Genomic DNA, 13066 nt, shown 5'->3' with positions numbered 1-13066 from the left:
GAAGACATTATGCAGTCTACTACAAGCAGTTTCACTATGCGGGCATTACTCGTTACCGGCTTTCTTTCAATAACCATTGCCTCTCCGTTTTCCGTAGCCAAAGATACAAATACAGAGAGTGAAACTTGCTCTTATAACGAAGTTGAAATGTTAAAGCTATCTCCCAGGGAGTTTGACCAAAACCTGGAAAAAGGCTGGCGAGAAGTAGCTAAAGCGGAAGCCTGTCGTGAAGCGGCAGCCGACCTTATCCATACCTATTACACAAAGAACGAGATTTCCAAAGGGGCTATGAGAACCTTTGTCTGGCATGAGGGTCAGCTTAGAGCCGAAGTCGGTCAGTATCAACGCGCTATTAGCTTAATGAAGCAAGCGCGCAAGTCGCCCGAAAAAGACATGTCTGGCTGGAACTATTACGTTGACGCCACTATCGCCTTTTTACAGTCAGATAGAGAAAAGCTAAAAAATCAAAGGGAAAAACTGGCTGCAGTTCCTAAGCCCGAAGGTTTTAATCCGACAGATGCAGACGGAAACCCTATTGAAATACAATGGCCGCCAAACTTGAATATTGTTGATAAGTTCATTCGTTGTTTCGACCAGCCTTATTCTGAAGTCTACACTGAATGTACTGCAGAAAAATAACCTCTGCTCGTTATCGGATCTAATAGTGAATGATCATGAACTCGCAATTTTCTGGTAATACTTTATTGTCGCTGTTCGTAACGACTATTTTGTCTGCGGTTTTCATTCCCGCATAGGTTTCTACAGACACTTTAGAAAGCCTCAGTGTTACGGGGCCTTCCAGACTCTCGAAGTTAGCATGAATAGTGTCAGGTAATATGGACTGATAGCTTCCTTTGTACGAGGTTATTTCTTCTTTTTCTACGTCAATATGTACCCGTTTATTATTCTTAAATTCAAGAATCATACGCTGGTTATTACAGGTTTGGTGGTTACCGCGAAGAACCGGTGGAAGCCTTAATTCAGGAGCATTACCTCGCACGTATAACCCAACATTACGCCCTTTATAATAATGTTTCTGCTGATAAAACTTTTGATAAGCTACAGGCTCAAGGTTTTGTTGCCTAATAACCTGTTCAAGTTTAGCGAAAAACTCAGGGTTTTCATTGGCGGGGTTTGTTGCTACAACCACATCTGGGAATTCTTCCGGAACCATCACGCCCGAAGTTGCTTTAACTTTGAACCCATTTTCAGACAATGCAGAAATTAATTCCTGACGCTCTTTCTGTGGCAGCCGTTCTGTTGTGAGAAATACGGTGGGTGAACTGCAGCCAACTAATAAAAAAAGCATCGCTATTATAATAATTGCTTTCATTTTGACATCCCTGTACCAAAAGTATGTTTTAACTCTCACAATCTGTTACAAATTAGTCAACAAATAATTAAAAACCACCCTCAACAAGCAGGGTAGTCCTCGTTATTATATTGAGGTCATTTTTTTAAGGGATATTTTTATGAAGAAGTTATTACTCGCAAGCTCTATTAGCTTCGCTCTTTTAGCCGCAGGCTGCAGTCAGCCCGTTACCGAAACCGGCACCACTCAAAATGCCGTGGCGGGCGAAGTCATTAAAAGCCCGAACGACCAGCGCGAATATCGCGTAGTGACTTTGGATAATAATATTGAAATTATGTTGGTTTCTGATCCGAATACAGATAAGTCGGCTGCCGCTTTAAGTGTTGGCGTTGGTTTATTGCAGGATCCCGAAGCTCAGCAAGGACTGGCGCATTATCTTGAGCACATGTTGTTTCTGGGAACCGAAAAGTATCCCGATACCAACGAATACAGCGAATTTATGAGTAATAACGGTGGTAGTCAAAATGCCTCTACCTGGCTGGATGTCACCAACTACATGTTTAAAATTAATAACAACGCCTATGATGAGGCTTTAGATCGCTTCTCTGATTTTTTCAAAGCACCAAAACTGTACCCTGGGTACGCAGACAAAGAGCGCAACGCAGTGAACGCCGAATGGTCAATGCGCCGTGAAATGGACTTTTTCGGCCAGTTTAAATTAGGCCGCTTATTATTGGGGGAGCACCCTTCCAACCGTTTCCTTATTGGCAACCTCGACAGCCTGAGTAACAAAGAGAACAGCGAGCTGCATAAAGAAACCGTCGATTTCTACAACCGTTTCTATTCTGCCAACATTATGAAAGTTGCCATGATAAGCAACCGTTCGTTAGAAGAGATGGAAACCTTAGCTCGTAAACACTTTGCCAGCATTGAAGACGACGGTATTGAAGAACCCGAAGTCACGGCTCAAATTAATTTCGATGACGTTGGCAAGAAGCGCATCCACTATGTACCGAATGAAGACGTTAAGCAGCTAAAGCTGGAATTCATTATCAATGACAACCAGGAACAGTTTGCCGTTAAGCCCAACCGCTATGTCAGTTACTTGCTCGGCTCAGAAATGCCTGGAACGCCAGCACAACAACTCAAAGATGCAGGCCTTATTGCTAGCTTAAATGCATCGGCACAACCCACTTTTTACGGGAACTACGGTGTTCTGGCCATTGATGTTGAGCTCACTAATGCCGGCATGCAACAGCGTGAAGAGATTGTCGCGCTTATTATGCAGTACATCGATAAAGTACGCACTGAGGGCGTTGATGAAAGTTACTTTAAAGAAATAAAAACTAGCCTGAGCAATCGTTTTCGCTTCTTAGAAAAAAGTGATGAGTTCAGCTACGTTTCTTCTCTGGCTGAAACAATGCAGAACTTCCCTGCCGAGTATGCTATCAGCGCCCCCTATGAATACCGTGAATTTGATCCTGAAGCCATCCGCTCGGTACTGTCACAACTAACACCCGAAAGACTGCGCGTTTGGTATATTAGTCAGGACGAACCGCACGACAGCGAGCTCGATTTCTATGAAGGCAAATACAAGGTTGTTGACATACCGCAAGAAGAAATCGCGAGCTGGGATAACGAACCGAAAATGTCCATTAACCTGCCAAAAGTGAATACCTTGTTGCCAGAGAGTTTTGCCATTAAGCAGAACGACGCTTTTGATAAACCCAAAGTGGTTATCGAAGAGGAAGGCATTCAGGTCTGGCAATATCCAAGTCAGTTATACAGCGACCAACCGCGCGGTGTGTTTTATATTCAAATAAACAACGACGCACCTATTAAAAGTATAAAAGCGGACGTTTTAACTGCTTTATGGCGCGATTTATACAATATGAATGTTAGCGCTCTGGACACCGAGGCGAATATTGCGGGTATGAACCTGAACCTTAATGATGGCACCGGCCTGTCACTAACGGTGTCCGGCTTTACCGATAAGCAGCCTCAGTTGCTTGAACGAGCTATCGATAATTTGAGCTTCAACGTAGAAGAGCAGGCCTTTAAACAGGCCGTTGATCGCTATATCAGAGAACTGCAGAACAAAGGTCAGCAATTTCCTATTTATCAAAGTTTTGACGCCTACGGACAGTTGATTCGTGAAGGTGGTTTTAATCAAACGGACTTAATTGAAACAGCAAAAGGATTAACTTCGGCAGATTTGTCTGACTTTATGAATACCTTACTGGGCAATAATGCGATACGCGTATTTGCCTTTGGTAATTATGACCGAGGTGACCTGGAGGAGTCTGTTAAAAACATTCAGGCCAGCTTACCCGAAGACCGTAAGGTTACTGACTTTAAAATGGCTCAATTCTGGAAGCCTGAAACAGGAAAATCCATTGTACTACGTCGTGACCTGGACGTTGCTGACGTAGCGGTGGTCGATGCGCACATTCACCCTCAACCGGGTTTTGCCGCGTTAGCGGCAGGAACGGTTCTGCAAAGTCACTTCCGTACCGTAGCCTTTGATACCCTGCGTACAGAAGAGCAACTGGCCTATGCTGTGGGCTCTTTCGCACCGAGCCTGGATAAGTACGCAGGTTTTGGGCTGTATATTCAGACGCCGGTTAAAAGCGTTGCCGATATGCAGGAACGCTTTGATAGCTTCAAGGAAGAATACTGGGAAGACTTACAGGAAATGACGCCAGAAGAGTTCAATCAAATCAAACAAAGCACCTTGATTACATTGAACGAACAGCCGAAGAACTTGATGGAGGAAGTTTCTCCATTTCTGGCTGATTTGAGCTTGCAGCGCTTCGAATTCGACAGCAAAGAGCAATTAATTGATGCCGTTGAAAACGTAAACCTTGCGGACGCCAAAACGTTTTACCAGCAAACCATGTTAAACCCCGATGCGGCGCGTATTTCGGTGCAACTGCGTGGTACTAAGTTTGCTGAACAACCCTACGCGGAATTGCCAAACCAGAAAGTTATTTCCGATTTGGCAGAGTTTCACCAGGAGATGGAAAAGCAGTAATTAACCAATGAGGCAACAAAATGAAGACCTTTATTAAGTGGTTTATTTACTCAACTATTATGGTGGCAGCCTTCTGCCACCATTCTTTACAAGCTAAAGAGTACCAAAAGGAACTGGAAGGAAAATGGCGTGGAGAGCTTGTGCTTCAAGAGGGAGTCAGTATTACTCTTGGCATCAATATCAATAATGGCCAGCTAACTCTAGACAGCCCAAATCAGGGCATGTTTGATCACCAACCCACGAAGTTTTCAGTTAAGGATAATAAGGTAGAATTCACTGATACAAGCTTAAGCGCCAGTTATCAGGGTCAACTGAATAATGGCCAATTAGAGGGGTTATTCGTACAAGGTAAAAAGCGCAGTATTACCCTACATAAGCTGACCCAGGATGACAAAGCCCGCCTTACCTACGAAGCAACCTATAAAGGCGACTTGCCCGTCAGCGAAAACTCGAATTTACCATTACAAGTGAATATTGCCGTTGTACACGAAGGGTATATTGCGACCTTAGACAGCCCGGCACAGCAGAGCTTTGGAATACCTCTAACAGACGTTCATATCGATGACAAAAAACTCAGCTTTAAGTCACCTATGATTCAGGCGAGCTTTAACGGCAAAAAGACAACTGAAGGCTACGAAGGTACTTTCAAACAGGGGCAGGAATTTCCTCTCACCTTCAAAAAAGCCGGTTCGGATGATAAGCAGGCCAGCGCACCGACACCCGAGTTGGGCGAGCACGGTGCAGCGGTTGCCATCATTGACCAAGATGAAATCAAAACCCAGTTTTATGGCAGGCATGATCATAATACACAATACGAAATTGGCTCAGTCACAAAAACCATGGTGGCTTATTTACTGGCCCATGCAGTAGTTAATGAGTCTACAACCCTTGATACCCCAGTCAACGAGTTTTGGCCGCAAGCACCTGATGCAGTGACACTGGGGCAACTTGCCACACACCACAGTGGGCTGCCCCGCCTCCCTGAAAATTTATTAAGCAAAGCCGACCAGACAGACCCGTACGTTCATTATGGTCAGTCAGAATTGGAAAGTGCCTTGGCTGAGGTAGAGCCCGGCGTCAACAGTTACGAGTATTCCAACTTCGGGTATGGCTTACTTGCGGAGTCGCTCGCTAGAAATGCGGAAAAGCCTTTCCCAGAGCTGTTAAATGACGTTGTATTTGAAACTTTCAGTATGCCGGATACTTATGTGGCAACCAGCAAAGAACACACCCCAGGCTCCTTAGCAACAGGACATAATGTCTTAGGTGACGTAGTACCTCACTGGCATTTTCAGTCTCTGGCCGGCGCAGGAGCTATTGTTTCCACACTGAGTGATATGACCAACTACACTAAAACGCTCATGCGAAAAAGTGCAGAAGGCGATACCACTGTCGAGCAATTACTTGCCCCGCAAAAAGCCATTGAGGGCTGCTGCCAACAAGCTTTAGCCTGGCTTATCAGCGAAGACGAAGATGGTAAAGCCTACGCCTGGCACAACGGACAGACGGCCGGCTTCAGTAGTTTTGTTGGCTTTTATCTTGATGGCTCAAGGGCTGCCGTTATGCTAAACGCACAATCAATACCAGTAAATGATGAAGCCATAAAACTGCTAACGCAAAATACAGGCAACAACAAATAGTCCGGCTTTAAACTTAAACCACGCCTTGTTCCAGCATGGCGTCGGCGACCTTACGGAACCCGGCAATATTTGCGCCAAGAACTAAGTTATTAGGTTGTCCGAACTCTTCGGCGGTGCTTTTTGCATCCTGGTAAATATTGCTCATAATCTCTTTAAGTTTTTCATCCACTTCTTCAAAGTCCCAGCGCGACATACTGGCGTTTTGCACCATCTCCAGCTGACTTGTGGCAACACCACCGGCATTTGATGCTTTGCCTGGACCGTAGCCAACACCACTTTCAATGAACAGATCGACTGCAGCCTGAGTTGTAGGCATATTAGCCCCTTCCACAATGTACTTGCAGCCGTTTTCGAGAAGTGCCTGAGCATCTTTTTCGGTCAATTCATTTTGAGTCGCACAGGGGAAAGCAATATCGGCTTCGTAACGCCAAACGCAGTGACCTTCTTCGGGGTAATCGTCCTTAGACGTATATTCCGCATCCTCATGAGTTTCAAGGTACTCTTTGAGGCGCCCGCCCCGTTCTTCTTTTATGCGCTTAACCAAGTCGAGAGCAATACCGGAGCCATGGTAAATGGTTCCGCTGGAGTCACTGCAACTTATCGGTTTAGCTCCCAATTCATACAGCTTCTCCATAGCATGAATAGCGACATTACCAGAACCTGAAATCAAACAACGTTTCCCGTCCAGAGAGTCATCCTGGTCATCCATCATGCATTGCGCGAAATAGACAACCCCATATCCTGTCGCTTCTTTTCTAACTTGCGAGCCGCCCCATAATTCGCTTTTTCCGGTTAAAACACCGTCAAAACGGTTGGCCAGACGCTTATATTGACCAAACAGGTAGCCAATTTCCCTTGATCCCACACCGATGTCTCCCGCCGGAACATCCGTATGGGGCCCTATATGACGATACAGTTCACTCATAAACGACTGGCAAAAACGCATAATTTCCGCGTCCGACTTGCCTTTAGGATCGAAGTTGGCGCCACCTTTGCCGCCGCCAATGGGTAAACCGGTCAGCGCATTCTTAAATATTTGCTCAAAGCCAAGAAACTTAACAATGCCGGCATTAACACTTGGGTGAAAACGCAACCCGCCTTTATAAGGCCCCAGCGCCGAGTTAAACTCTATTCTGTAGCCTTTATTCACCTGAATTTTACCATCATCGTCCATCCAGGGGACACGAAACATAATTTGCCGCTCAGGCTCAACCAGACGCTCAATAATAGAGTGTTCCCGATACTTAGGACGCCCTTCCAGCAAGGGTTCTATCGACTCAAGTACATCCTCTACCGCTTGATAGAACTCAACTTGAGCCGGACTGGTTTGCTTTAACTTTTCGATGGTTTCTTTTATGTAGCTCATTGACGTATCCGTTATTGTTAAAGGCATATTCATGCTTATTAATAACGTATTTTAGAAAGTTTAGATCGCCCAAAATAAAAAACCCGGAGGCAAACCTCCGGGTTACAAAACCGTTCCACCAGGGAGACTAGAACGATAAACGTGCACCTAAGTAGAAGCGGCGTGGTTTAACCCAATCGACACTTTCACCAAAGGCGTAAACACCATCACCTGCTACTAGATCCTGTTCACGACGAGTAGCTTGATCATCCAGTGCATTAAATATGTCCAGGAAGAACTCGGCTTTATAACGCTCACCGAAGTCATGGGTATATTTAACACGCAGATCTAAAGTACCGTATGCTGGCGACTCATTTACACCAACAGTTCCCTCAGGGATCCACGTTGTGGTGTAACCACCATACTCATACGCAGGCCCTGGAGTCGGCAAGTGACGACCACCGGCAGAGAAGGTGTTGCTATAAAGCGTACCGGAGTTCCAGTTATACACACCACCAACTTCAATTCCGTTATCAAATTTATAGCTACCAAATAACTTAACCAAATGCTGCATGTTACCTGGTTGATCACCGTATACACCCGGCGCTCGTGGGTCTAACCATGGCACATCGCCCTGATAATCAGCATTACTATCTGAGTTTGAGTTACCTTCTGCTTTGTTGTAAGTCCAAGATGCATTGAAGAACCAGTTCTCAGTGCGGTGTTTAGTAAAGCTTACCTCTAAACCTTGATACTCACGTTTTGCACCCGCCAGTGTTGCAATAACATAGTTTGAGTTAGGCATCGTGTCGTAACCGAAATACGACAGCGGTAACTCAAGATCTGTACCCGCAAGCACATTACTGTATAGATCCAAATCGTAATCTTCTAAGATATTCTTAGTAACACGATCCGTGTAGGTCACCTGAATACTCATATCATCAGCAATATTTGTTGCATAACCGAGCAACAGCTCATCTGTGTAAGGAGTTTCCGTTGTTGGAGCAAAGAATGCATCAGGCTGAGTCTCACCACCGCGTACACGATATGTTAACCACTGGTCTTCGAGGTAAACCTGTTCGTTCAGAACCGGACCGGTCAAGCTACCCGCAAAGTCCGTCATATTTGTACGAATTGGATCGTAATAACGACCTGCAAAAGCCCAAACTTTACTTTCGCCGTCGATGTCATATATAACACTGAAGCGAGGCGCTATTTCCCAGTCAAATTCAGCTACCTTAGTTCCCTTAGTGGAGAAGTGTTCCCATTTTTCAGAACGTATGCCTGCGTTAACAGTCCACTGATCCAGTGTCCAGGTATCCTGAACGAAGAAGGTACTTCCTTCAGTTTCAAGGGTCACTGCACCCGGGTTTGTTTGTAATATCCGATAAGCATTGATATCACTTGTTGGGTTGCCCGTAGTTTGATCAAAAACAACACCCTGCCCTAACTCACTGTCAGAAATGGTTCCGTCGCCATTAGCATCATAACGAGCGTAAAACTGAGCAGAGTTATCACTCTGGTTCATCGCATTTACAATACGGGCGTAGTCTTCCTGAACAAACTCAGTTGCCCCAGTCCAACTTGAATTAACATAATTGTCTAAGTCAACGCTACCAGTTACTGCTCCAATAGAACTGTATTGAGCGCCATCACCTGTAAACCGGCTATCTTGGGCGTTTTCATTTTTAGTTAAGACATAACCCGCCTTAATTTCATGGCTACCAAAATTCAACGTATCAAGGAAATACTCAAGCGTTGCTGAGTATTGATCACGGCCACGAAGATTAGAAGTGTTCGTTCCATAGCCACCTTTGTCCGTATCCGCATTTGTTGGCTCAAACGAGCCACCTGACAGATAGGCCACATCATTTCGTGTTGAATTATCTTTCGCCAAGACCGTTGATTCACTCTCATGACTTGCCGCTTGAACAGTCAGGATAAAGTTATCCCAGTAACGAGAGTATTCTAGCTTATAGTTATCGCCGCCATATTCTCTTGATTGGTCACGATTCATCAAAGTTGAAGGCGAAGATGAACCACTAATCTCACGCGGGTCATTAAACCAACTTGCCACAAAGCGGTCATTCCCCGTTGGTTGCCAGGTTAATTTAAAGAAGCCTAAGTCTGACTCATCGGTAACCGAACGCATGATTTCATCAGTATTAGGGTTTACGACATCATCTTCACGGCTTTTCTTCTGAAATGAACCGAAGAACCAAAGTTCGTCTTGTATTATGGGGCCACCCAGCGTGACAGCAGTATCGTAAGTTGAGAACTTCGCGCCATCAAGGTGTTCATTATCAGCAACTAAACTATCATTCTGAAAATAGTAGTTAACCGAGCCGCTCCATTCGTTACCACCTGACTTGGTGATAACCCGAGTTACCAGGCCTTGTCCACCTGCGTATTCAGCTGGAATACCGCCCGTTAAAATTCTCTGTTCCTGAATGATTTCGGAGTTGATGCTTGAACCAAAAGTACCTGTCTGGTTATCCGTGACATTAATGCCATCCAGATAATACACATTATCAGAAGATGAACCGTATTCTCCCCCAATGTCAGAGTAGTTTACACCAGACTTTGATGACGGATTACCGCTCGGAGATGGTTTAACACCTGGTGCTAATTGCAAATAATCCTGGAAGCTCCGCGCAGTTGGTAGAGACTCTGTCATATCCAGAGTAACGGCTACACCTGTAGTTGAAGAAGTCGTATCAATTGTTGATGCTGCTCGTCCAGTAACCTGAATCGTTTCAATATTCGAACTTTCCGGCGTAAGAACATAACTTAGTTCAAATGTCTGACCCGACGACACTCGAACATCCCCAGATTCGAATGTTGAGTAACCTTCTTCAACAACTTCGACCTGATACTGTCTTGAAGGTTGTAATCCGCCTAATCGAACATAGCCGTCATCATCCGTTTCCGCATTTCTCGAAACCAACGTATCCGGCGCCTTAACAACCACCGATGCATTCGGAATCGGGTTTCCCTGATTATCAGTAATCTGTATACGAAGTGTACCGGTATCCTGAGCGTAAGCGCTAGAGGCAGCAGTTAATGCCGCAGCCACCGATAACGCTGTTAACGTTTTTTTAGTTTTAACATGATTGTTCTCTCCGTTAACAAACGCCACTATCTAAGTGAACGTACAACTTGTTTTTGTTATAATTTCTTTTTGTTATTGAGGCGAGACCTCACAACCACACTAACTTTCAGTCTCTTTTTTGTCCAGTTGTTATTTTTGATAACAAAAATATATTTTATTACGCCCAGCCTTTTTCGCAGAATAAAGGTTCTCATCAGCACGTTTCAAAATGCTATCCGCGGTATCATCAGGCTCCTTTAACGTCGCGCCTAAACTGATAGTAACTTTTACCGTTTTACTCTGCTCCTTTTTACCTCGCGCTTCTTTGCCTTTTGTCTTACTCTCCGGCCGCGAGGGCTCTCGCAATTTAAGCGGGTAATTAGCTACCTGGCTACGAACGCTTTCCAGCGTACTTTTTAACTTTTCTTCATCGTTGTGGAAAAATACTAAGGTAAATTCCTCTCCGCCATAGCGGTATGCCTTAAACCCGCCGTGTTCTTTTAAGATACTGCCTAACAGCCGCAACACCTGATCACCAACCTCGTGTCCATAGCGGTCATTAAACTTTTTAAAATGATCAACGTCGAGCATGCAAACGGCACTGCGTTTGCGTAAGTGTTGCAACTGACTCATCAACGCACGCCGTTGCGGCAGCCCGGTTAGTTCATCAATGTAGGCCAGCTTCAACATTTGGTCGGCCAGCGCCAGCAATAAGCCTGCGCTGGCTGCCAAAGCGGCCCAGGTAGAGGCTTGCTGGTACTGCACAGCCAATAAAAAGACCATAAGAGAAAGCCATGCCGCCCAATGACTCCAGGCAAAAGCGGAAGCGCTTTTATAAAGCAAATAAGTTGCCCAAATTCCCCCCATAGCGACTGTCCAAATGAGAAGTCCAATAGCAAACGAACTTTGCTGCCAGTCAGGTAAAGTCAAAACCTCCGCGGGGTTCAATAAAGCGAGAACCTGGGCAACTGGCGGCAGCAATAACGATAAAGGCAATGTCGCTAAAGCTACAAATATCAGTATGCCTTTTCCGGTGAGTAGTACTGGCTTTTTCAGGAAGGTCAGGAGCAAGGCACTAAGCGATAACCACACAGGAAGTGCATCGTACAGCTGGGAAACCTCCTCCTGCGCCAGCGGTTGCTGTAAACCGAGCTGAACTGTGGCATAGATACCACCAACCCAGGCGCACCAATAAAACCATTGCCACTGCCGAAAGAAAGCGGCAACTAAGAACACCACCCCTAGTGCGGCTGAGACGGTTCCGGGAACCGAAAGCGAGACAGACGCAAGCCACTCGGGATAAAAACAAACCACAAGAGCCCAGATAATTGCCGGTAACGCCGCAAAAAAGGTCAAGTTCAACTCCCTGCTAATAAACGGTCTAAATGATCCGCAAAGTTTTTGCGATCCACATTCGATAACGGCGGCGGGCCACCAGACTGAATACCACTACTGCGCATGGTATCCATAAAGTCTCTTATATTCAGGCGCTGGCGAATATTATCGGGGGTGAAGAGCTCCCCCCGGGGGCTTAATGCCTTAGCGCCTTTATCTATCACTTCAGACGCCAGCGGAATGTCACTGGTTATGATTAAGTCGCCCGCTTCACAACGCCGGACTATTTCATGGTCTGCCACATCAAAACCACTACCTACCTGCACCATATGAATAAATTTAGATTTAGGTGTTTGAATTCGTTGATTAGCCACTAAGTAGAGGTGAAGTTGTTTTCGTTGTGCCGCGCGAAAGAGAATTTCCCGTATTGCCACAGGACAGGCATCGGCATCAATAAATAAAGTCATTGCTAATAGTCCATGCATCTATATTAGAGTAAAAGGTTATAAGCCCAATGCCTTGTAATGTGTTCAGTACGCTATCATTTAATGATACCAGCAAAGCTTATCAATAATTGCTTCAGGAGGCACTCTATGACATTACGTATTGGCGATACTGCACCGAATTTTACCATTGATACCACACAGGGTTCGATAGAATTCCACGACTGGGCGAAAGGCTCGTGGGTATTTTTCTTCAGCCACCCGGCAGACTATACACCGGTTTGCACAACGGAAATGGGGCGTACAGCGCAACTAGCACCAGAGTTTGAAAAGCGTAACGTGAAACCTCTTGGGTTATCTACTGACACCGTAGAGGCTCATAAAGGCTGGATCAACGATGTGAATGACACTCAAAACACAACATTGGAATTTCCTATTGTTGCAGATAAAGAGTTAAAAGTTGCCCAGCTTTACGACATGATCCATCCAAACGAAAGCGCCACAGCAACAGTGCGTTCGGTTTTCATTATCGATCCGAATCAAAAAGTTCGCTTAATCATGACGTACCCAATGACTGTCGGTCGTAACTTCAATGAGATTTTACGCGTTATTGATGCTCTGCAAACAACGGATAGCAATGAAGTCGCCTGTCCGGCAGACTGGCAACCCGGTGACTCTGTCATTATTCGCCCAACGGTCACTGATGAAGACGCAAAAGAGAAGTTTCCGCAAGGTTGGAAAACCTTACGTCCATATTTGCGACTGACCGATATTAAGTAATATAAAATGTGAGTATGCTGAGTGTAATATGACGCTCAGCATTTTTTCATCCCCCCCTAAAGTAACCCTCTTTAGCTTCCGATAAT

At 45.3% G+C, this 13066-nt stretch carries 9 protein-coding genes; 4 read left to right on the top strand and 5 right to left on the bottom strand.

The window, feature by feature from the left end:
• The first annotated feature begins 9 nt into the window (after nucleotides 1–9).
• Nucleotides 10–639: a hypothetical protein gene (locus ACP7H9_RS08230; protein WP_051018793.1), complete on the top strand. Its 630-nt coding sequence runs from the start codon at nucleotides 10–12 to the stop codon at nucleotides 637–639.
• A 19-nt stretch (nucleotides 640–658) separates the two neighbouring features.
• Here ACP7H9_RS08230 and ACP7H9_RS08225 read toward each other — a convergent pair whose 3' ends face one another.
• Nucleotides 659–1333, bottom strand: coding sequence for a hypothetical protein (locus tag ACP7H9_RS08225; RefSeq protein ID WP_110013413.1), 675 nt, complete (start codon nucleotides 1331–1333; stop codon nucleotides 659–661).
• Nucleotides 1334–1472: 139 nt separating this feature from the next.
• Here ACP7H9_RS08225 and ACP7H9_RS08220 point away from each other — a divergent pair, with 139 nt between their 5' ends.
• Both ACP7H9_RS08220 and ACP7H9_RS08215 read left to right on the top strand, forming a co-directional pair.
• A complete protein-coding gene (locus ACP7H9_RS08220; RefSeq protein WP_114982447.1) occupies nucleotides 1473–4346 on the top strand; it encodes an insulinase family protein in 2874 nt (957 codons plus the stop codon).
• Nucleotides 4347–4366: 20 nt separating this feature from the next.
• Nucleotides 4367–5986, top strand: a complete 1620-nt coding sequence (locus tag ACP7H9_RS08215; RefSeq protein WP_114982448.1) for a serine hydrolase domain-containing protein — start codon at nucleotides 4367–4369, stop codon at nucleotides 5984–5986.
• Nucleotides 5987–5999: 13 nt separating this feature from the next.
• Here ACP7H9_RS08215 and gdhA read toward each other — a convergent pair whose 3' ends face one another.
• The 4 genes from gdhA to ACP7H9_RS08195 form a co-directional block, all read right to left on the bottom strand.
• Nucleotides 6000–7352, bottom strand: a complete 1353-nt coding sequence (gene gdhA / locus ACP7H9_RS08210; protein ID WP_114982449.1) for an NADP-specific glutamate dehydrogenase — start codon at nucleotides 7350–7352, stop codon at nucleotides 6000–6002.
• A 127-nt stretch (nucleotides 7353–7479) separates the two neighbouring features.
• Nucleotides 7480–10407, bottom strand: coding sequence for a TonB-dependent receptor (locus tag ACP7H9_RS08205; protein WP_439222565.1), 2928 nt, complete (start codon nucleotides 10405–10407; stop codon nucleotides 7480–7482).
• A 165-nt stretch (nucleotides 10408–10572) separates the two neighbouring features.
• Nucleotides 10573–11778 (bottom strand): GGDEF domain-containing protein, encoded by a 1206-nt coding sequence (locus tag ACP7H9_RS08200; RefSeq protein WP_439222564.1) that lies wholly within the window; start codon nucleotides 11776–11778, stop codon nucleotides 10573–10575.
• A gap of 2 nt (nucleotides 11779–11780) precedes the next feature.
• Nucleotides 11781–12224, bottom strand: coding sequence for a YaiI/YqxD family protein (locus ACP7H9_RS08195; protein ID WP_114982459.1), 444 nt, complete (start codon nucleotides 12222–12224; stop codon nucleotides 11781–11783).
• Between the two features lie 126 nt (nucleotides 12225–12350).
• Between ACP7H9_RS08195 and ACP7H9_RS08190 the strand changes: the two genes are divergently transcribed.
• Nucleotides 12351–12980 carry a peroxiredoxin gene (locus ACP7H9_RS08190; protein WP_114982452.1) on the top strand — a complete coding sequence of 210 codons (630 nt, stop codon included), beginning with the start codon at nucleotides 12351–12353 and terminating at the stop codon, nucleotides 12978–12980.
• The last annotated feature ends 86 nt before the right edge of the window (nucleotides 12981–13066 follow it).

This window comes from Idiomarina sp. ST20R2A10 (assembly GCF_051842345.1).
GTDB lineage: Bacteria > Pseudomonadota > Gammaproteobacteria > Enterobacterales > Alteromonadaceae > Idiomarina > Idiomarina loihiensis.
This window is presented reverse-complemented; position numbering and strand designations above follow the sequence as displayed.